This is a genomic window from Vibrio sp. Vb0888 (genome assembly GCF_033338835.1).
Taxonomy (GTDB): Bacteria; Pseudomonadota; Gammaproteobacteria; order Enterobacterales; family Vibrionaceae; genus Vibrio; species Vibrio alginolyticus.
In genome coordinates, this window is record NZ_JAWOTL010000002.1 from 154,239 (window position 1) to 172,592 (window position 18,354).

19 protein-coding genes are annotated in these 18,354 nt (G+C 46.0%); 7 read left to right on the forward strand and 12 right to left on the reverse strand.

Features of this window, described 5'->3' with window-relative positions:
• Positions 1–45: 45 nt before the first annotated feature.
• Together R7P72_RS04845 and R7P72_RS04850 are read left to right on the forward strand one after the other, a co-directional pair.
• Positions 46–861, forward strand: a complete 816-nt coding sequence (locus R7P72_RS04845) for an AraC family transcriptional regulator (RefSeq protein WP_005374602.1) — start codon at positions 46–48, stop codon at positions 859–861.
• An 88-nt stretch (positions 862–949) separates the two neighbouring features.
• Positions 950–1,942, forward strand: a complete 993-nt coding sequence (locus R7P72_RS04850; protein ID WP_005374605.1) for a zinc-dependent alcohol dehydrogenase family protein — start codon at positions 950–952, stop codon at positions 1,940–1,942.
• A gap of 73 nt (positions 1,943–2,015) precedes the next feature.
• Here the strand turns inward: R7P72_RS04850 and R7P72_RS04855 are convergent, their stop codons facing one another.
• The 3 genes from R7P72_RS04855 to R7P72_RS04865 form a co-directional block, all read right to left on the reverse strand.
• On the reverse strand, positions 2,016–2,711 hold the full coding sequence (locus tag R7P72_RS04855; protein WP_005374607.1) for a VC0807 family protein: 696 nt from the start codon (positions 2,709–2,711) through the stop codon (positions 2,016–2,018).
• Positions 2,712–2,877: 166 nt separating this feature from the next.
• Positions 2,878–3,408, reverse strand: a complete 531-nt coding sequence (locus R7P72_RS04860; RefSeq protein WP_258458155.1) for a sigma-70 family RNA polymerase sigma factor — start codon at positions 3,406–3,408, stop codon at positions 2,878–2,880.
• A 120-nt stretch (positions 3,409–3,528) separates the two neighbouring features.
• The gene (locus R7P72_RS04865; protein ID WP_005374612.1) at positions 3,529–4,215 is read right to left on the reverse strand and encodes a DJ-1/PfpI family protein; all 687 of its coding nucleotides are present in this window, start codon (positions 4,213–4,215) and stop codon (positions 3,529–3,531) included.
• 125 nt (positions 4,216–4,340) lie between these two features.
• On the opposite strand from R7P72_RS04865, the gene R7P72_RS04870 reads away from it, so the two are divergent.
• Positions 4,341–5,297 carry a LysR family transcriptional regulator gene (locus tag R7P72_RS04870; RefSeq protein ID WP_005374613.1) on the forward strand — a complete coding sequence of 319 codons (957 nt, stop codon included), beginning with the start codon at positions 4,341–4,343 and terminating at the stop codon, positions 5,295–5,297.
• 127 nt (positions 5,298–5,424) lie between these two features.
• Complete coding sequence (locus R7P72_RS04875; protein WP_031778865.1) at positions 5,425–5,964, forward strand: CAP domain-containing protein; 540 nt, start codon at positions 5,425–5,427, stop codon at positions 5,962–5,964.
• A gap of 79 nt (positions 5,965–6,043) precedes the next feature.
• Here R7P72_RS04875 and R7P72_RS04880 read toward each other — a convergent pair whose 3' ends face one another.
• The 4 genes from R7P72_RS04880 to R7P72_RS04895 all read right to left on the reverse strand — a co-directional run bounded on the left by R7P72_RS04880 (position 6,044) and on the right by R7P72_RS04895 (position 10,934).
• Entirely contained in the window at positions 6,044–6,463 is a 420-nt protein-coding gene (locus R7P72_RS04880; protein ID WP_005374615.1) for a VOC family protein, read from the reverse strand.
• Between the two features lie 1,245 nt (positions 6,464–7,708).
• Positions 7,709–9,277 (reverse strand): alkyl hydroperoxide reductase subunit F, encoded by a 1,569-nt coding sequence (ahpF, locus tag R7P72_RS04885; RefSeq protein ID WP_005374617.1) that lies wholly within the window; start codon positions 9,275–9,277, stop codon positions 7,709–7,711.
• 335 nt (positions 9,278–9,612) lie between these two features.
• On the reverse strand, positions 9,613–10,170 hold the full coding sequence (gene ahpC / locus R7P72_RS04890) for an alkyl hydroperoxide reductase subunit C (protein ID WP_005374632.1): 558 nt from the start codon (positions 10,168–10,170) through the stop codon (positions 9,613–9,615).
• A gap of 305 nt (positions 10,171–10,475) precedes the next feature.
• The gene (locus R7P72_RS04895; RefSeq protein WP_005374637.1) at positions 10,476–10,934 is read right to left on the reverse strand and encodes a MarR family winged helix-turn-helix transcriptional regulator; all 459 of its coding nucleotides are present in this window, start codon (positions 10,932–10,934) and stop codon (positions 10,476–10,478) included.
• Between the two features lie 137 nt (positions 10,935–11,071).
• Between R7P72_RS04895 and R7P72_RS04900 the strand changes: the two genes are divergently transcribed.
• Positions 11,072–11,494 (forward strand): organic hydroperoxide resistance protein, encoded by a 423-nt coding sequence (locus R7P72_RS04900; protein ID WP_005374640.1) that lies wholly within the window; start codon positions 11,072–11,074, stop codon positions 11,492–11,494.
• 77 nt (positions 11,495–11,571) lie between these two features.
• Here the strand turns inward: R7P72_RS04900 and R7P72_RS04905 are convergent, their stop codons facing one another.
• Entirely contained in the window at positions 11,572–12,669 is a 1,098-nt protein-coding gene (locus R7P72_RS04905) for a YdcF family protein (protein ID WP_005374642.1), read from the reverse strand.
• 298 nt (positions 12,670–12,967) lie between these two features.
• Positions 12,968–13,867 (reverse strand): GyrI-like domain-containing protein, encoded by a 900-nt coding sequence (locus tag R7P72_RS04910; RefSeq protein WP_005374645.1) that lies wholly within the window; start codon positions 13,865–13,867, stop codon positions 12,968–12,970.
• 184 nt (positions 13,868–14,051) lie between these two features.
• Between R7P72_RS04910 and R7P72_RS04915 the strand changes: the two genes are divergently transcribed.
• A complete protein-coding gene (locus R7P72_RS04915) occupies positions 14,052–14,915 on the forward strand; it encodes a helix-turn-helix domain-containing protein (protein WP_005374646.1) in 864 nt (287 codons plus the stop codon).
• Positions 14,916–15,006: 91 nt separating this feature from the next.
• Positions 15,007–15,594, forward strand: coding sequence for a GNAT family N-acetyltransferase (locus R7P72_RS04920; protein WP_005374648.1), 588 nt, complete (start codon positions 15,007–15,009; stop codon positions 15,592–15,594).
• Positions 15,595–15,675: 81 nt separating this feature from the next.
• On the opposite strand, the gene R7P72_RS04925 is transcribed toward R7P72_RS04920, so the two are convergent.
• The 3 genes from R7P72_RS04925 to R7P72_RS04935 form a co-directional block, all read right to left on the reverse strand.
• Positions 15,676–15,942, reverse strand: coding sequence for a DUF2999 family protein (locus R7P72_RS04925; RefSeq protein WP_004746427.1), 267 nt, complete (start codon positions 15,940–15,942; stop codon positions 15,676–15,678).
• A 66-nt stretch (positions 15,943–16,008) separates the two neighbouring features.
• On the reverse strand, positions 16,009–17,361 hold the full coding sequence (locus tag R7P72_RS04930) for an MATE family efflux transporter (RefSeq protein WP_213906968.1): 1,353 nt from the start codon (positions 17,359–17,361) through the stop codon (positions 16,009–16,011).
• An 86-nt stretch (positions 17,362–17,447) separates the two neighbouring features.
• Positions 17,448–18,299, reverse strand: a complete 852-nt coding sequence (locus R7P72_RS04935; RefSeq protein ID WP_081009282.1) for a helix-turn-helix domain-containing protein — start codon at positions 18,297–18,299, stop codon at positions 17,448–17,450.
• Between the last annotated feature and the right edge of the window lie 55 nt (positions 18,300–18,354).

Genomic DNA, 18,354 nt, shown 5'->3' on the forward strand with positions numbered 1-18,354 from the left:
GCCTAGTAAACGTGTGTCGGAGTAGGGATGAAAAGACAACTAACAATGCTAACTCGCCAAATTGATTCGAAGTCAGGCGTCGTCACCTCCAATAAGATGATGGACGCGAATCCCCATTCTCCTGTTTTGGTGAAAACCATCGACATGCCAAAAGGTTACATTGATGCGCTGCATCAACACACTTGGCATCAAATCATCTTTCCTATCAAAGGGTTATTGCAAACACAAACTGAGCATTATCAGCATTTGGTTCCGCACACCTCTGCGTTATTTGTTCCTGCGGGTGTTCAACACGAGTCGATTGCTCTAAGCAATACGATATTTGTTGGTATTTACCTCAACCCTGAGTTTGGTGCGACGTACGAGCCACAAGTGAGAACCATTGCTTTAACGCCGTTTTTAAATGAGCTTTTACAAGAGATCCGCAGACAGTGTGAAGGTGAGACAAGCCACGAAGAAGTGCTGCATTTGCTGGCGGTGTTGCATGATCAAATTTTGAAAAGCAACGTGCAGACATTTCAGTTATTGCTGCCACAAGACAGACGACTAAAACTGATTTTCGAGCAATTGACTGACGAGCCCGCGTTGAGCTGTTCGCTAAAAGAGTGGGGGGAGAAAATTGGGGCGTCTGAGCGCACTTTATCACGGTTATTCGCCAAGGAATTCAACACTTCATTTCTGCTTTGGCGGCAACAAATTCGGCTAATTTATTCGCTTTCTTTGTTAGATGAATCGTTGCCAATCCAAGCCATTGCAGACCTAGTGGGTTATCAAAACGACTCATCCTACATCAAAGCATTTAAAGCCTATTTTGATATGACGCCACAACAGTTTAGAGTGAACGGCGCATCGCGCAGGTAGAAATACAGAGTTTCGACTTCACTTAATGCTTTTGAGTAGAAGTTACGAAACTTCCTTTTTGAATTTCAATTACATGGTATGAATAACAATGGCACCAACGATAAATACTCGAGTGAATCAATTCTGTTTTGGTCAACCCAAAACGTCGCTGTCGTTGGAAAAAGAGCCCCTCAAACCGCTTGCTCAGGGCAAGGTTCGGGTGCGACTGGAAGCTACAAACATTAACCCAAGTGACTTGCTTTCCATTCATGGTGTTGGGCAATACCGCCGCGTTCACGTACCACCTCGCGTGCCGGGATTTGAAGCGGTTGGGCGTGTGGTGGAAGTCAGTGCAGTTGGTCAAACTGACCTTCAAGTTGGGCAAAAGGTGTTGGTGGCGATGAGTGGTACTTGGCAATACTACATAGATGCCTCGCCTGAGAATCTTTTTCCGCTACCTGAGAGTTTGGAGAACGGCTATGCCTGCCAATTGTACATCAACGCGCTAACCGCGTGGGTTATCACCACTAAAGTGGCGAAGTTGAACAAAGGCGATGTGGTGATCATCAATGCGGCAGGGTCAGCGATCGGTAAGATATTCGCCCAGCTTGCTCACTCACTGGGTTTTACACTGATTGCTGTGACTTCAAAGCCAGAAAAGTATCCGTACGATACGATTCCAGTGTTGGACGCAAAACAAGACTTACACGCGCAGCTGCAAACGCGCCAACTGCCACAACCAACGGTCGCTTTGGATGCGATAGGCGGTGAGGCTGGCACGGATCTCATTCGTACCTTGAAAGAAAACGGCCAATACATCAACTACGGAACATTGTCGTTAACGCCTTATACGCCTGAGTTTTTTGAATCGATGAAGGCCAACAACATCGACTTTAGTACATTCTTTTTGCGGTATTGGGAAGAATCGGTAGGTAAAGGCGGGAGAAAGACGGTGTTCGCTGAAATGTTAGAACACTTTATTAGCAGCGACATAAAGTTAAACGTTGCATATGATCTGTCGTTAGAGGACTTTCAAACAGCGATTGAAATGGTTGAGCGACGCTCGTCAGCAGTGTCAGGTAAAATCATTTTGACGCTATGATTTACAGTGAGTCTGTTGAGAAAAGGGAGGATAAAATCCTCCCTTTTTTATGGGTTTACTTGTAATGATTGGGCTATTTTAGATGGAAGATTTGCTCTGTTTCGAGCGATGTCATCACACGTACTTGACGCCAAATGTAATAAAAAATACCGAACATCATCAACATACTTGGGATGGCAATCATTGGGTAACTGTACAGCGTCATTTTTCCTAACTCTTCGTTAAAGGCAGCAGTACCAGAAGGGCTAGTCACAATCCAAGTCGCAAGGAAGTAGTTCATTGCAGATGAGAACGCAAAAGTACTTGCAAACAGGTAGTTAGAAGACATAAGGCAACGTTCGAACGCATCGGTTTTACCATTTTCTTTTAAACGTTGGTTAATCAACGCGAGGTTCAACACAGTGTCATTCAGTACTAACTTCTGCATCAGCGGGTAGCGGGTAAACGTTGAACCCAAAACCGCTAAACCGATCAGGCCAGGAATCAGGGCTTCTTTTAGTGCTAACCAGCGTGTATCAAGCTCTAACAAGCCGATGCCACCAGTTAGTAGAACACTGATAAAGCCCAGAGCAGCAATAAAGTTAAATTTCTTGTTACGGACAAGGTCCATACCGCCATAAATGATAGGAAATAGCAAAGCGACAACCAGCGCCATTGCTGTCCCTAGATGCTCATCGCCACTAAACTTCATCAAAATGAAGGAAGGGATAAATACGTTGAAAAGGATTTCAAATAAGGGATTCGGCTTTTTCGCCGTCGTGTTACTCATAATGTTTTACTGACTCTACTCTATGTCGGCTGTTATTGTACTTTGACAAGAAGTGTTCATCTAGTCGCGCTTGATGTAAAGCGTTAAAGCGTCGAGTTGTGTAACGACTTATGAAATAGACCGGAGCATAGCCAGTTAGTTTACGTGGTTGACTACTTTTTGTGTCTTAATGACTCTCCTTCTGTGCGATGATCTGATTACGCGCTCTGAATAATCGAGTCGCCACTGTGTTGTGGTTGAGCCTCAAGGCTTGGGCAATTTCATCATGATTCAACCCAGCCACTAAGCTCAAGAGCAACGGCTCTCGGTATTTGGGTTCGAGAATCATCATTTGTTTTTGAAGCCAATCTTGGGCCATGTCGTAGTCACTGCCAGGGTAGGTTTTTGTCTGTATTGCACACTCATCAATGTCGACAAAATCGTACTGTTTTCTATCAAAGCGCCGAGCATTCTCACGACGCAAAATAGTAATGAGCCAAGACTTCGCGGCGTTGGGATCATTTAAATTATCAAAGAATCGCCACGCTTTCAGGAAGGTTTCTTGCGCTAAATCTTGAGCAAGGTGGTGATCTTTGCATAACCAATACGCGAGACGGTAGATCTCTTGGTATCGCTCTTTCGTCAGTGCTTCGTAACGTTTATGTTTTTCCATAGCGTTAAGATAAAAAGTTTGGAGAGCACGTTGTGTCTGCCAGATGAACGACAACCCTTTTTATCGCTTTTACAGTGATAAAAAGGGTTGTTCGATTAGGAAGATAAATTCGAAGAGTTAACCTTCGAAATATCGAAGGGTGACTCTGATTTCTTTCTTACACGCTTAAAATGGTTGGTTGGAAAAACGTGAGTACTGGATGGCATCTGCGACTTCCTGAGCTTTAGACTCTGAAGTCATAAGGTGAAGTAGCTTAAGAGCAGCTTGATAGCTAACTAGGCTACCGTTCGAAGTGATAACGCCATCATCAATGACAAAATTCTGGTCGACTTGTACTTTGACTGCTGGGTAATCTCTTTGAAAGCCGTTTTCACCTCCGGCCCAAGTTGTTGCTTTTTTGCCGTTTAAAAGGCCAGCTTCGGCTAACAAATACGCGCCAGAGCAATTACTTGCCATCCAATCTGCCGCCTTTGAGGTAGTTTTAATAAAGTGAATGAGATCTTTATTTTCGATTAGTGCATCCATGTCATAGCTGGATGTTAAAACCAGTACGTCGAGTTCCGGCAGATCACCAATCCAAGCATCCACACCAATTTTTAATCCTTCTTCAGTGGTGATGGTTTTCTGATCTGAGACGGAAATGGTGAGCACGTCATAATCACTAAACCAAGTGAGACGACTTGCGACGCCAAAAACCTCTAAAGGCGCAGTAACATCAGAGGTCAGTACGCCATCGTAAACCAGAATACCAATTCGTTTATCTGCGGCATGTGCTGTTTGAAGCACCCCAAAGAATAGGACTAGTGTCGCTATCAATAGTTGTAGTGCATTCTTCAATCCGTTTTTACCCATGGTTTTTCCTCGCTAACAGAGCATCAAGTTATTGAGGTTCATTATATTTAGGCTAATTAGTGATTGAAGAGCCACTTGGTCTTTACTAAAGTGAATAAAATTCATGAATAGAGTTCATTGGTTATATGGATAAGATACGGTCCCTACGATTTTTTATTGCCACTTTAGATGGCGGTAGTTTTGCTGCGGCTGCCAAAGTGTATGGCACTGACCCTTCGACCGTGAGCAAAGCCATACATCGTCTTGAAAGCGATTTGGGTATACAGCTTTTTCAACGTTCTACGCGACAGAGCCGCCTGACAGAAGCTGGTCGTAGGTACGCAAATACTGCTAGGTTTGTACTGGAGGAGCTGGCGGCATGTGAGGATTCATTAAAAAGTCACAATGATGCGCTTTCAGGGCAGCTTAAGATTAATGTGCCAGTCTCGTACGGTCGCCTCTATATTCGTCCTTTATTAAAAGAGTTTTGTCGCCGCTACCCTAACATCACTATCGATATTCATTACGATGACGCCTACGTTGATATTATTGAGCAAGGTATTGATGTGTCGATTCGCTCTGGTGTCGTTCACGATAGTCAATTGATTGTGCGTCAGCTCAGCCCTATCGATTTTATCATTTGTGCCAGTCAGGATTACTTAGCGCGCCATGGTGTTCCGAGTGGCTCGGATGTATTCAATGACCATTCTTGGGTTCGTTTTCGTTTTAAACAAACGGGGAAACTGTTGCCGATTCGGATGCCAGAACCAGACGGTGCGAGTGAATATGACCCCGAAAGAAACTACATTGTAAATGACGGTGAATCCATGGCAGAGCTTTGCGCAGAAGGCTTAGGATTAACTCAGATCCCTCATTTTATCGCGAGAGACTGGCTTAAAGCGGGGCGTTTAGTGCCGATATTTCCGAGCATGCGCCAAGCAGGAAATGGCGTGTATCTTCTCTATGCCAACCGGGAATATGTGCCTGCCCGAGTGAGGGTGTTCATCGATTTTATCACTCAAGCAATACAGGATATGGATGAAACGCCATTCCATACTTGGGCTGAAACGTTGCCGATTTATCGACCGAACCAAGGCGATTGAAAACTTCATGTGAGTCTTTGGTTAAAAAACCCTAAGCTATATGGTGCTTTTATTGGTTTTTGTTAGTTTATTGGGCGTTATTATCGAAAAGCGCAGTTTGCTCTTCGTCACTCATAAAGGAAAGACAATGCCAACTAAGATCTTAGTGCCTGCTTTGGCCCTACTTCTCAGCGCATGTGGCGGCGATGGGGAGTCGTCAGCCCCAGCAGAAAGCGGCTCACAAAACACAGGTTCCACATCGTCACAAGGCACATTTGCCGAGCAGATGCTTGCAGCGGTCAACAGCGCCCGCTCTACTACACAACAGTGTGGCGCAACCACCATGCCACCTGTTGGGGCCCTGACTTGGAGCTACGATTTGGAAAGCGCCGCTTATCGACATTCAAGCGATATGGCGAACAGCGATTTCATGAGCCACACAGGCTCTGATAGCAGCAAAATGTCAGATCGAGTTAACGCAACGGGCTATGCTTGGAGCGCCATTGGTGAGAATGTCGCAGTAGGGCAAAGCAGCATTAACGCCGTCGTTAATGCTTGGTTATCGAGTGAAGGCCACTGCCTTAATATCATGAGTGCGGATTTTGATCAGATGGGCGCGTCGCTTGTCGAAAATCACTCTGCACGCTACGGGTATTACTGGACTCAGGTTTTTGCCAAACAGCGCTAATGCGATAAAGAAGCCCGATAGATAAAAAATAAAACGCCAGCAGTCACTATCTGCTGGCGTTTTATTATTTACATCTCTTTTAGCTTGTCAGGTTACGAAGTTTTGGGTCATCCGCCAGGTATTCAACAAATTCAATCTCAAAACCGGCAGGGTCAACAAAATACACATTCTTGCGGTATGGTTCATCAGCACCAGGTTGGGCAATCGGATAACCTGCATCGGTTAGTCTTTTGATGATTGCATCGACGTTGTTGGTCACATAAGCAAAATGCGCTAGCCCAACTTGGTGCCCGCTCAACTCGCGGTTTTCTCCTTCGCCATGGTCACTCATGGCTATGTATTGATACTCGTCGCCAAAATGTAGCCAGTTTCTTGGCTTGCCACTCCATTCGCCTTTACCTTCATCACGCACGTACCAATGTGGAAATGCAGTTTGGTAAAACTTCAGCATTTCAGGGATATCTTTCACGACTAAGTTAATATGTTCTAGTTGGATCATGATGTGCTCCTTTTTGTCATTTTCTAGCCAACGATGAATATGCTAAAACCTCAAGTAAAGTTGAGGTAAAGGGCTTTTTTAAAATTTTTTAGGGTTGATATCTTTGGATCTGGATACATTGAGAGATTCGGTGGGTTTGGTGCTTTGAATCTGAGAGCTGGGTTAGGGGCTTGCAACCTTGTCTCACCTTTTGTTTGTTCGTGTTCTTGCTAATCATTTTCGATCGAGTTTGTGGTGAGTAGATTCCCAGCCTCACCTAGGTTCGCGGGAATGACGGAAAGAGAGTGCTAAACGAAGAGCGTCATTCTGAAAGAGCCTAAGCGAGTATTCAGAATCTACTTTCAGTGTGTTGTTATGTTGCGTTGTGAATTGAACTATCCGCGAGCACAGAACCAGTTCCTCCCTTTTGAGCTCTGCGTGTTGAGAGCTTCGGAGTTTGATACAAGGGGAGGTTAGGTGGGGTTGCTGGTTTGAGGTTGAATGTTGGGTAAGGTGCTTGCAACCTTGTTTCAACTTTTGTTTGTTCGTGCTACTCATTTTCGATCGAGTTTACGGTGAGTAGATTCCGAGTCTCACCTAGGTTCGCGGGAATGACGGAAAGAGAGCTAAACGAGCAGCGTCATTCTGAAGGAGCCTAAGCGAGTATTCAGAATCTACTTTCAGTGTGTTGTTATGTTGCGTTGTGAATTGAATTATCCGCGAGCACAGAACCAGTTCCTCCCTTTTGAGCTCTGCGTGTTGAGAGCTTCGGAGTTTGATACAAGGGGAGGTTAGGTGGGGTTGCTGGTTTGAGGTTGAATGTTGGGTAAGGTGCTTGCAACCTTGTTTCAACTTTTGTTTGTTCGTGCTACTCATTTTCGATCGAGTTTACGGTGAGTAGATTCCGAGTCTCACCTAGGTTCGCGGGAATGACGGGGAGAGAACGATAAACGAACAGCGTCATTCTGCAAGAGCCTAAGCGAGTATTCAGAATCTATTCGCAGCGCGTTGTGATGCTGATGGAGTGAACTGAATTATCCGTGATTGTAGAGCCATTCCCTCCAGTTTGAACTCGGAGCGCTGAGAGATTTGCTTACACCTCTCCCCAAACCAAAAAAGCCAGCAGTTAATATCTGCTGGCAAAGTCTTTGGGCTTCTAGGTTTTTTGATTGTATTTCTTGTTACTCATCGCTGTCACGGTGCCCCGATTGGTTTTCCGGGGAAGAAAACACAGCACCGTGCGCTTTGTGCTCAAGAAATTGGAGATTAACCTTGCTTACGGATTAGGTAGTCAAATGCGCCTAAGCTTGCTTTTGCACCTTCACCCATCGCAATGATGATCTGTTTGTAAGGAACGGTTGTTGCGTCACCGGCTGCGAAGACACCTTCTAGGCTAGTATCGCCACGGCTGCCGACTTCAATTTCGCCGCGCTCAGATAGGGCTACTTCTGAATCTTTTAGCCATTCTGTGTTCGGTACTAGACCGATTTGAACAAAGATACCTGACAATTCAATCTCTTTGATTTCATCTGTGTTGCGGTCTTTGTACTTCAAGCTTGTTACGCGAGTACCGTCACCCACTACTTCAGTAGTTTGCGCCATGGTGATGATGTCTACATTTGGTAGTGAGTTCGCTTTGTCGATAAGCACTTGGTCTGCGCGAAGTACGTCTGCGAATTCAAGAACCGTTACGTGTTCTACGATACCAGCAAGGTCGATAGCCGCTTCGATGCCTGAATTACCACCACCGATAACTGCGGTTTTCTTGCCTTTGAACAGTGGACCGTCACAGTGTGGGCAGTATGCGACACCCTTGTTGCGGTACTCTTGCTCACCCGGAACGTTCATTTCACGCCAGCGTGCACCAGGGCTAAGGATGACACTCTTACTCTTCAGCGTTGCGCCGCTTTCAAGTTGGATGTGAATCAAACCATCTTCTGTGTGTGCTGCGCCCATTAGCTTCTCAGCTTGTTGCTCAGTCACGACGTCTACGTCGTATTCTTTTAGGTGTTCTGCTAGGTCTGTTGCTAGTTTTGGACCTTCAGTACGTTTTACTGAAATGAAGTTCTCGATTGCCATGGTGTCCATAACCTGACCACCAAAACGCTTAGCAACAACGCCAGTACGAATACCTTTACGAGCAGCGTATAGAGCAGCTGCGCTACCGCCAGGACCACCGCCGACAACAAGTACGTCGTATGGGTCTTTTTCGCTCAGTGCCTTCGCGGCTTTCTCGCTCGCGCCGTCATCCACTTTGTTTAGGATTTCAGTTAGAGACATACGACCTTGACCGAATAGCTCACCGTTCACGAATACGCTTGGTACGGCCATGATGTCGCGTTGTTTCACTTCATCTTGGAACAAGCCACCGTCGATCATGGTTGCTTTTACTTTCGGGTTGATCGCCGCCATCATGTTGAACGCTTGAACCACGTCCGGACAGTTTTGGCACGACAGTGAAATGAAGATTTCTACGTCTAGATCTTTGTCTAGTGCTGCGATTTGCTCAATCACTTCTGGTTCTAGTTTGATTGGGTGACCGCCAGAGTGAAGCAGTGCCAATACTAGAGAGGTAAATTCGTGACCCATTGGCAAGCCTGCAAAGCGTAGTGCTGTGCCTTTTGCTGGGTTAGTTACCGCCATCACTGGTTTACGTGCGCTTGCGTTGTCGTCACGTTCAACGGTGATTAGGTCGCTCATCTCTGCGATTTGGTTCGCTAGAGACAAAATGTCATTTGATGCTTTGCTTTCATCTAGACTAACCACTAAACGAACTTCTTCTTTTACATTAGCCAGATATTGTTTGAGTTGTTGTTGGATCGCTTGGTCTAACATAGTTGTTACTACCTTAATTAAATAGTTACCAATCAAAACAAGTATTTGTTCATTCTTGCTAGCTAAAATCGTTGATAACTGCGTTATAGATTTTGTAGTTAGAGTAACTAGCTATCGAAAATCTATGCCTGGTTCTAAACGATTTTTTCTACGCAATTACTGCACACCTACTTATTCAGATAGGTAATAAAAAGTGGTTACTGTAGATAAAACCTGAGGGGGAGAGAGCAAATCAGGCAGAAGGTCGTCAAGGTATCTAACCTGAAGTGCTCTCTAATTCAGTTCTAATCAGAAAAAGGAAATCGGGAACTGATTAGAACTTAAATTTCAGTGGCTTAGATTTTGCCAACTAGGTCTAGTGATGGAGCTAGTGTCTCTTCACCTTCTTTCCATTTCGCTGGGCAAACTTCGCCTGGGTGCGCTGCTACGTATTGAGCTGCTTTCACTTTGCGTAGTAGGTCTTCTGCGTCACGACCGATACCTTCAGCAGTGATTTCCATTGCTTGGATAGTACCTTCAGGGTCGATTAGGAACGTAGCGCGGTCTGCAAGACCTTGACCTTCACGCATCACACCGAAGTTGTTTGTGATGTTGCCTGTTTGGTCGCCAAGCATGTAGTACTGAATCTTACCGATTGTGTCTGAGCTGTCGTGCCATGCTTTGTGAGTGAAGTGTGTGTCAGTTGATACTGAGTAAACTTCTACGCCACGTTTTTGTAGCTCTTCGTAGTGGTCTGCTAGGTCGCCCAGTTCTGTTGGACATACAAACGTAAAGTCTGCTGGGTAGAAGAAGAATACTGCCCATTTACCTAGAACGTCTTGTTCTGTTACTTCAACGAATTCGCCGTTTTTGTACGCTGTAGCTGCAAATGGTTTGATTTGAGTATTAATCATAATTTACTTTCCTTTGAATGTTTTAAGCTGAGCTGTTGTTGCTTTCGGAAAGTATATTCTCATCGGAGTGTGTTTAAGGAAAATCGCTTGTAACTATCCTATTGATAGCCATTTCCTATTTCACTTGATAGGGAAATCCGATGTAAGTGGGTTTGCTTTGATAGGTTTTATTGAAGATGAAGGCGGATTAGCAATAGAGAATACTGATGATGTACTGAAGTAGATCGTCTAGCTAAGATCGAAAGAGCCTGCATCTCGGCAGGCTCTTTCTTATCGGAAGTGGGGAAGCGGATGCTTCTATCTTGTTAGCTCAGATTGTCGAGCACTTTGCCGCACAACTTCTTCAGCATGATCATTTCATCCAGCTCTAATGTGATTTTACACATCATGGCGTTTGGCACTGACTTGGCTTGTTCTTTAAGGTCACGACCTTGCTTGGTTAGGTTGAGTACGCGAACGCGCTCATCGGTTTCACTGCGACCACGCTCTACATAGCCTTTTGCTTCTAAGCGTTTAAGCAGCGGCGTGAGTGTGCCTGAGTCCAAATGCAGTTGTGATCCCAGCTCTTTCACGCTGGCACCGTCTTTCTCCCACAGCACCATCATCACTAAGTACTGCGAATAAGTCAGATCAAGCTCGTCCAACAACGGGCGGTACGCTCGGATCACTGCATTTGCTGCGCTGTAGAGCGGGAAGCAAACTTGGTTTTCGAGTAAGAGTTTATCGTCGTCGGTCATGGTGTTGTCGGTGTAACACTGGCTCATTGGCGTTGCCTACCTGCTCATAGAGAAAGAGAGTCATAAAATAAATTGTGCACAATATAGTTGCAAACGATCTTCACTTCGATATAAGATTGCAAGCAATTAAATTGTGCACAACTTAAATTAAGAAGGACACTCGCATGACTACTCTATACAAAACTCAAGCTACCGCTTTGGCTGGTCGTAATGGTCAAGTAAAAACAGATGACGGTCTTCTCGATCTAGAGCTGTCATACCCGAAGGAAATGGGCGGCACAGGTGCAGCAACTAACCCAGAACAGCTTTTTGCAGCGGGCTATTCGGCGTGTTTTTCTAACGCGATTCTGCACGTAGCACGTGAAGGTAAAGTAAATCTGAAAAGTGCACCCGTAACAGCGGAAGTGGGCATCGGTCCGAACGATAACGGCGGCTTTGCACTAACAGTGAGCCTAGCGGTAGAGCTAGACATGCCACAAGAGCAAGCGCTAGAGCTAACGCGCATTGCACACCAAGTTTGCCCATACTCAAACGCAGTTCGTGGCAACATTGATGTGGCAGTAACGGTAAACGGCGAAGCAATTTAAGCGTTCTTATTACTGCACAAAGACAAGAAAGCCTGCAAGTACGCAGGCTTTTTTTGATTGGTATGAGTCGAGAATACTTAACGCGACTCTAGCGGGTAAGAGCGGTAGCTCCACATGCCGTAGGTACGCAGAGCATCGCGGTAGATACCAAGCAGTTCGCCATCGCTGGCTTTGGCTAAGTCTTTCAGTGGCTTGTCTGGGTAGCTCACTGTGTCAAAAGTGATGTCTTGTGGTCCAGTTTGCCAGCTTGCGATTTCAAACAAGGTTTGACCACGGCGTACGTGGCTCGCTGAGCTGATGATGGTCGCGTGTTTAATGTTATGACGTGCCAATGCGTAGCTGCTGAATAGAGCGTTACCTACCGTGCTGGTGGCGTAGTTTTCTTCAATGATGCGATCTTTGCTGATGCCTTTTTCAATCAGCCAATCCGCCATTAACTTGCCTTCAGTTTTGTGGTTCTTTGGTACGCCGCCCGTCAATACGATCAATGCGTCTGGGTTTGCTTTTGCCATGGCTAGCGTGGTTTCCAAACGCTCAACCAAGATCTGGTGCATTGAACCATCTGGGTTCAGCGCGTATCCCAAAGTGACGATTGCGCCTTTGTCATCCAGTTTGCCTTTGTCGGCTTTCTCTTTCAGCGGCGTTGCAAGTACGCGGTCTACGGTGTCGAAGATGCGTTGGATGTCTGCGGCTTTACCTGCATTGAGCTTAGTGAGCGTCGCCATGTGTTTCGCTGATTCCGCTTGGTTGCCCTCAAAGCGTTGCCATACCGCTAAGTAAGCGTGCAAATCCACATCGTCTGGCGCAACAGAAAGGGCTTGTTCAAACAGTTCAATCGCGCGGTCTGCATTCTTGTTGTAGATCTGCGCGTTTGCTGCAGAAATCAGTAGATCAGTGCGGTACGGCTCAAGTTTGTACGCTTCTAATAAGCGGTCGGTAACAATCTCCATGTTGCTCGGCATTTTGGCGGTAAAACCCGCATGCGAGATACGCGCAGGGGATTTGAATGCCTGTACGGCGTCGTTGAGAAGTTGGTCGACAACCTGACGTTTAGTGACGATCTGTGAGTAGTCGGCGGAAGATTGGACGGCAGCGTCGTTAGCCGCGATAGAGTATGGGGCTGCAGTCAGCGCAATCACGCTACCAAGAGCAATGGCAAGTAAGTTCTTCTTCATGGAATTTCCTAGAGGTGCTGTAGTACCTAGTTTTTATTGTGCCTAGCGTTGTAGGTCGAACGGGGTCGATGGAGTTTTTTCAGTCTAGGTTCGCTTCATGAATAATCTGTGAAATGAATCCCAACTCAGCCGAGCGAATGAACGCGCGTGGTCAAAACGCGAAGTAGGATCACGAAAATAATGAGGTATTCGTTCGTGTTCTAAGTAATTGGATTAAAAGATAAACAGCGTTTGAAAGAACGGATTTAAGCAACCAGAACAAGAAATGAAAAAGCCTGCAACGATGCAGGCTTTTGGTTTATTTGATGGCGGTGCAGAAGCTAACGTCTGCATGGTGTGTTTGTGGGTCGAAGCTGTGGTAAAGCTCAAAGCAAGGGCGGTCGTCGTTCTCAATACCGGATTCAATTACCTTGCTCATGACATCATCCCACGCTTTTGAGTATTGGCTCGGGTCAGTAATGTGCTGGCGCATCACCGCATATTGACCGCCGGGGAAGTCTTGTAGCTCAATCCCTTTCGGAACTTCCGTATCTTCTGGCACCATCAAGCAGATGTCAGTACGGCACTTCTCGTCTGGCGTGATTTCAGGATTGTCGTGGTAGATGAAGATGCAGGTATTGCCCGCCAAACCTTTCATTCCTGCCCATTGATACAAGCGACCTGATGGCTCCTCATAGCCTTGGCCGTAAGGGCCGTTTACGCGAATGTAAGCCAGTTTTGCTTTTTCAAAGTTTTGCGTTTCCATTGTCGTGCTCCATTTGGTGAGTTCAGAGCCAGTATATGAATCGCTTGGTGTTACTTCGTTTCCATTCTTGCGCAACGTGTGTCCAATCTTGCTGTTTCGTGCTAATTCAGAAAACTGCTGGTAGTTTTCGCAGTCACGAAAGGCCGTAGGTGTAACGCCATAATGTTGTTTGAAGGCTTTGGCTAAGCTCTGTGAGCTAGAAAATCCGTACTCTAGGGCAATGTTCAATACCGGTTGCTTGGATTTGAATAAGTCATCGGCGGCGGCTTCTAGACGTAAACGTCGAATGAAGTCGGCCAGTGTTTCGCCTTGCACGGCTTTGAAGGTGCGATGAAAGTGATAAGGGGAAAGGTTCGCCAGCGCGGCCACTTCTGGTAGGTTGAGATGTTCATTAAAGTGTTGTTCTAAATAACGAATCACAGGAACCAGTCGTTGGTGGTAGTCGACGCGCATCGTGGTATTTCCTTGTTCTGTTCAGCTTGTTTTCTCTGCTCAAAGCCTACCGTAATCCAACAAGCTTGCAAGGGAGCAGGGTGAGAAATGCGTGGCGAGATGAGCGTCAATCAGTCACACTCAACGAACAGATGTTGAAGCAAAAACGTCGCGCTTATTATCTTTACTAACCGCTAGGACAATCATGATAGCTTGGAAACAGTCTCTGCCAGAGTACGAATGGCTCATTCATCAAGTTTGGTACTTGGAAGTGCCAGAGGGTGAAGTCATTGACCCCAAGCCGCACCTTATTCCAAACCCGCGTGCTCATTTACTCTTTACGCCACCAGAGCAAGGCTACAGTTACGACACGGGAGACACTAAGCTTGCTGGCAAAGGCTGTCACTTATTAACGGCTAACGAACACTTGCTGTTGTTGGAAGATACGGCACCCATCAAGCGTATTGGTATCACCTTTCGCCCAGAGGGTTTGTATGCCATTGAGTCACGGTTTAGTGATGTATCCCAAGTCGGTGCAATTAACCAATGCGAATGGTTTGAGTGGCTTAACGTGGCGTTTGATGAGCGCTTTCAACAAGGGTTATGGCAGCTAGAGTTGCAAGATTCACCGCAATGTTTGCTGAACTACATCAAACAACATCTAGATGCGTTAGATATCGAACCTTGCCGCAGCAAACCGTTTTTGGCATCGCAAAAAGCGGTGTCCGTGATGGATGCTCAGGCGCTACGCTCACCTGAGCTAGCGATGGATATTGATGAGATAGCCAAACAGTGCGCCTGTTCTCGCAGAACGCTTGAGCGCAGTTTCAAGCAGGTGGTGGGGTTGAGCGTTAAGCAGTATCAACAAATGGCACGTCTGGAGCAGATGATTTTGACTCTCTACAAGCAACAAGAAGCGATTGATTGGGCGAGTTTCTCCCAACAATTTGGTTTCAGTGACCAATCGCATTTGATTCGTACCCTCAAACAGCAGCTAAGAAAAACGCCAAGCAAATACTTGAAAAAGCGTGACTTAACCATCGATATCTATGGCGACTTTGAGTCGTAATACATTGCTAATCAGCCCGAAAGTTGTCGCAAAAATCCAATTTTTCTCTTATCCGCTGGGCTACTATTTTCCGCAGATAACGAGGTAACACATGTCATATCAAAAACTAAAACAAGGCGAAGCCATCCCATTTAACGAATCGTTGACTATCCAACTGATTCAAGGCTCTGATCTACAAGATATTATCGAGATGTTAAACGACGATAAGGTCAATCAATATCTGTTCTTCGCACCTGCTGACAACAGCCTATATGAAGGCTTCTTTGGCCCTATTATTGAAAATACGGCACAAGCGATTAAAGACGATGTTTGGCCAGATAGCCCAACGTTCGTGATTCGTGACCAACAAGGTCAGTACATGGGAATGTGTGCAGTGACCGCAGTGATGTTCTTAACTGGCAACTACGAAGTGGGTTATCAGTTACCAACTTGTGCATGGGGCAAAGGCGTTGCGACTCGCGCTTGCCAAATGATGACCGAGATTGGCTTTACTGAGCTAAACGCCCATAAAGTCAGTGCCGATTGCTACGCTTCCAATGCAGGTTCTTACAAGACATTAGAGAATAATGGTTTTACTCAGGAAGGCCGTCAGAAAGACTACTACAAACGAGAGCATGGCTTTGACGACAAGCTATACTACGGTATGACCGCAGAACAATTCGCGTCTTTAAATCGCTAATAACTAGCCGACAAAAAAGGCCGTTAACCCACATGATCGGGTTAACGGCCTTTTCTATATTCAGCGCTAAATGGCTAAGACTTAGTTGCCTTGGTTTTGGCTTTGAAGCTTCTCTTTTGCTTCTTCAACCTTTGAGAAATCCAATCCCAACTCGTCTACGGCTTCTTTGATTAGCGCAGGGTTTTGCATCACTTGCGCCATCAGCATTTGTAGCTTGTCTTGTGGCAAACCTAGTTGGCTGATTGTTGCCATTGCCGCTAGAGGGTTTTGCGTCAGAGTCTGAAAAATCTCGTTGATTTGTTCGTCGCTGATGTTGTTCTCTTTTAGCAGCGCAATAATCGGGTTCATCGCATTTCCTTTTAATCACAGAATGAAATAGAACCCGAGTTTATCATTTGGCTGAGCTTGGTTGAACTAGGAACTTCTCGCCAAGGACGTTGTTAGCTCCACTGCGCGTTTTCGGTAGTTGAATAACATGCTCAAACTGATCACCGCGGTGAGCGTTTCTGCAAAGACTATGCTCGCCCAAATGCCGTCTTGCGGGAAGAACTTAGGCAATAGCAATACACCTAGCGCGACAAACACAAACCCTCGGCATAAGGAAATAAGCGTGGCTTGTTTTGGTTTGGCAATGGCTTGGAACAGGTTGGCAATCACCATGTTTAACCCCATCAAAGGGACGCCGAAGAAATAGAACGTCAGTGCGCTCGCAGCGATTGGGATCAAATCATTTGCGTTCCCCAAGTAAACTGAGGCAATCAGTGGCGCTGACAGCCAGATTCCTAAAAGAAAGACTGTGCCGCTGCCCATGGCTGCTTTCATCCCCAGTTTTAGAATCTCGTCAATGCGTTCTGATCGCCCTGCGCCGTGGTTAAAGCTGATGATTGGCTGACACGCTTGCGCGATACCGACCATCACAAACAGAGCGAATACACCGACATTGGTGGTTAAGCCATAGGCAATGATGTGGCTTTCACCGAATTGGCTGAGCAACACGTAGTTGAACAACACGATGGTCATTGCGGATGTGACTTCGATAAAGAATGTCGGAGTACCGATGCTTAAGATTTCTTTAGTCTTGCTTAGGCCGATGCCTTTTAGGCTGAATTCTAATGAGCCTTTCTTACCCACGAAATGAGTCAACAAAATCAGTGCGATAACCGCTTGAGCAATGGCCGTACCATACGCTGCGCCTTTCATCCCCATGTTCATCTCTATGATAAACAGGTAATCAAAAGCGAGGTTGGTAATGGCACCAATCGACATCGCATAGGTGGCCAATTTAGGGTTGGTGTCGTTACGCACAAAGCAAGACAACACCCAAGCCAGCGAGTAAAGAACAAAGAAGGGCAGCAGCACGATCAGGTAATCATGAGCAAGCTGAGCCAAGTTGCCTGAAGCGCCCATCAAGGCTATCAATTCATCCAACCAAACGAGCGCGAGCGTCACCGTGATAGTGGATAGCAAAGTGGTAATCAACATGGATTGGCTAAACCACATCTGGCTGGATTCTGTGTTGCCTTTGCCTATTTCTATCGACATTTTGGCGGCGCCACCAATACCAACCATCATGGCGATGGCAGTAAAAATAGAAAAAGGTGGAATCACCAAGGCAATAGCACCAAGCCCATCGGGCCCGACGCCTAAACCGATAAATAACGCATCCCCCATGATGAACAGCGATTTAATCACCATTCCAGTGAGCGCTGGCCATAGATACTGATAAAAGGATTTTGAAATGGGATCAGTTTTTAGATTGATAGCCATGGATTAGAAAAATACCCGAATGTGGTGGATTTATGTTCGGGTATTATCAGTACATTCAAGCGTAGCGAAAAGGGATTATCCGCCCATTATATTGCACTATCTAAACATCGGTGACGAAATTCCGCTGGCGTTTCTCCTTTTTGTTTTCGATAGAAGCGGCTGAAATACGCAGGGTCATCAAAGCCCAATTCAAACGCTATGGTCTTGACGGTTTTCGTCGAAAACACCAGCTCTCGATTGGCTTCTAATATGATTCGATCATGAATCAGTTGCGTGACCGTCTTGCCTCTGTCGGCTTTCACTAACTCGTTTAGACGTTTGCTGGTAAGGGCTAATGCATCGGAGTAAAACTGGCATTTCTTTTGTTCGCGATAATGCAGTTCGATTAATTCGGTCAACTGAACGATGCGAGCGTCTTTCTGCTCCCCTTTCTGAGATGGTGTTTTAGCAAAGCGCAATGCATAGCGAAGAAAGCTGTTGATGAGTGATTCGACAAGGTCCCAGTCACAGTCCTCTCTTTCACACTCTTCTTTGATTAGGGTGTAAATCGATTCTAGGTAGGGAAAACCCTCGTCGCTGCAATCGAGGTACGGCGGTCGCTCAATCGTAGAAAATACGCTATTCACCAACTGTGTGCTACGTGGATTGGTTTCAGCAAAGCCAGGACGGAATATCAACATGCGAATGTTTTTACCCATGAACTCGGAATGGTGAACCTGCCCTGGTGAAATGGTAAACAAGCGACCAACGCGGTTTTGGTATTCGACGAAGTCGACGCTCTGCGTTCCGCTATTATCTAAACACCACACGATTTCCCAGTACTCGTGACGATGCGGTTCGATGTATGGGTCTTCTTGGATGTCCGAAAATTCAAGCGCTCGACACGGCTCACCTAAAATGAGTCGCACTTGTCGGATTGGCGAAATCATATTGCTCATGAGGCATTCAACAGCTCTTGGGGATGATGATTTGATCATTATGAATCGAATAATC

Coding starts and splice junctions, on each gene's coding strand:
- R7P72_RS04850 (WP_005374605.1), top strand. CDS start 950: ATGGCACCAACGATAAATACTCGAGTGAATCAATTCTGTTTTGGTCAA.
- R7P72_RS04910 (WP_005374645.1), bottom strand. CDS start 13,867: ATGCGCGTCGACTACCACCAACGACTGGTTCCTGTGATTCGTTATTTA.
- R7P72_RS04870 (WP_005374613.1), top strand. CDS start 4,341: ATGGATAAGATACGGTCCCTACGATTTTTTATTGCCACTTTAGATGGC.
- R7P72_RS04895 (WP_005374637.1), bottom strand. CDS start 10,934: ATGAGCCAGTGTTACACCGACAACACCATGACCGACGACGATAAACTC.
- R7P72_RS04855 (WP_005374607.1), bottom strand. CDS start 2,711: ATGAGTAACACGACGGCGAAAAAGCCGAATCCCTTATTTGAAATCCTT.
- R7P72_RS04905 (WP_005374642.1), bottom strand. CDS start 12,669: ATGAAGAAGAACTTACTTGCCATTGCTCTTGGTAGCGTGATTGCGCTG.
- R7P72_RS04865 (WP_005374612.1), bottom strand. CDS start 4,215: ATGGGTAAAAACGGATTGAAGAATGCACTACAACTATTGATAGCGACA.
- R7P72_RS04875 (WP_031778865.1), top strand. CDS start 5,425: ATGCCAACTAAGATCTTAGTGCCTGCTTTGGCCCTACTTCTCAGCGCA.
- R7P72_RS04930 (WP_213906968.1), bottom strand. CDS start 17,361: ATGGCTATCAATCTAAAAACTGATCCCATTTCAAAATCCTTTTATCAG.
- ahpF (WP_005374617.1), bottom strand. CDS start 9,277: ATGTTAGACCAAGCGATCCAACAACAACTCAAACAATATCTGGCTAAT.
- R7P72_RS04935 (WP_081009282.1), bottom strand. CDS start 18,299: ATGAGCAATATGATTTCGCCAATCCGACAAGTGCGACTCATTTTAGGT.
- R7P72_RS04925 (WP_004746427.1), bottom strand. CDS start 15,942: ATGAACCCGATTATTGCGCTGCTAAAAGAGAACAACATCAGCGACGAA.
- R7P72_RS04900 (WP_005374640.1), top strand. CDS start 11,072: ATGACTACTCTATACAAAACTCAAGCTACCGCTTTGGCTGGTCGTAAT.
- R7P72_RS04915 (WP_005374646.1), top strand. CDS start 14,052: ATGATAGCTTGGAAACAGTCTCTGCCAGAGTACGAATGGCTCATTCAT.
- ahpC (WP_005374632.1), bottom strand. CDS start 10,170: ATGATTAATACTCAAATCAAACCATTTGCAGCTACAGCGTACAAAAAC.
- R7P72_RS04845 (WP_005374602.1), top strand. CDS start 46: ATGCTAACTCGCCAAATTGATTCGAAGTCAGGCGTCGTCACCTCCAAT.
- R7P72_RS04920 (WP_005374648.1), top strand. CDS start 15,007: ATGTCATATCAAAAACTAAAACAAGGCGAAGCCATCCCATTTAACGAA.
- R7P72_RS04880 (WP_005374615.1), bottom strand. CDS start 6,463: ATGATCCAACTAGAACATATTAACTTAGTCGTGAAAGATATCCCTGAA.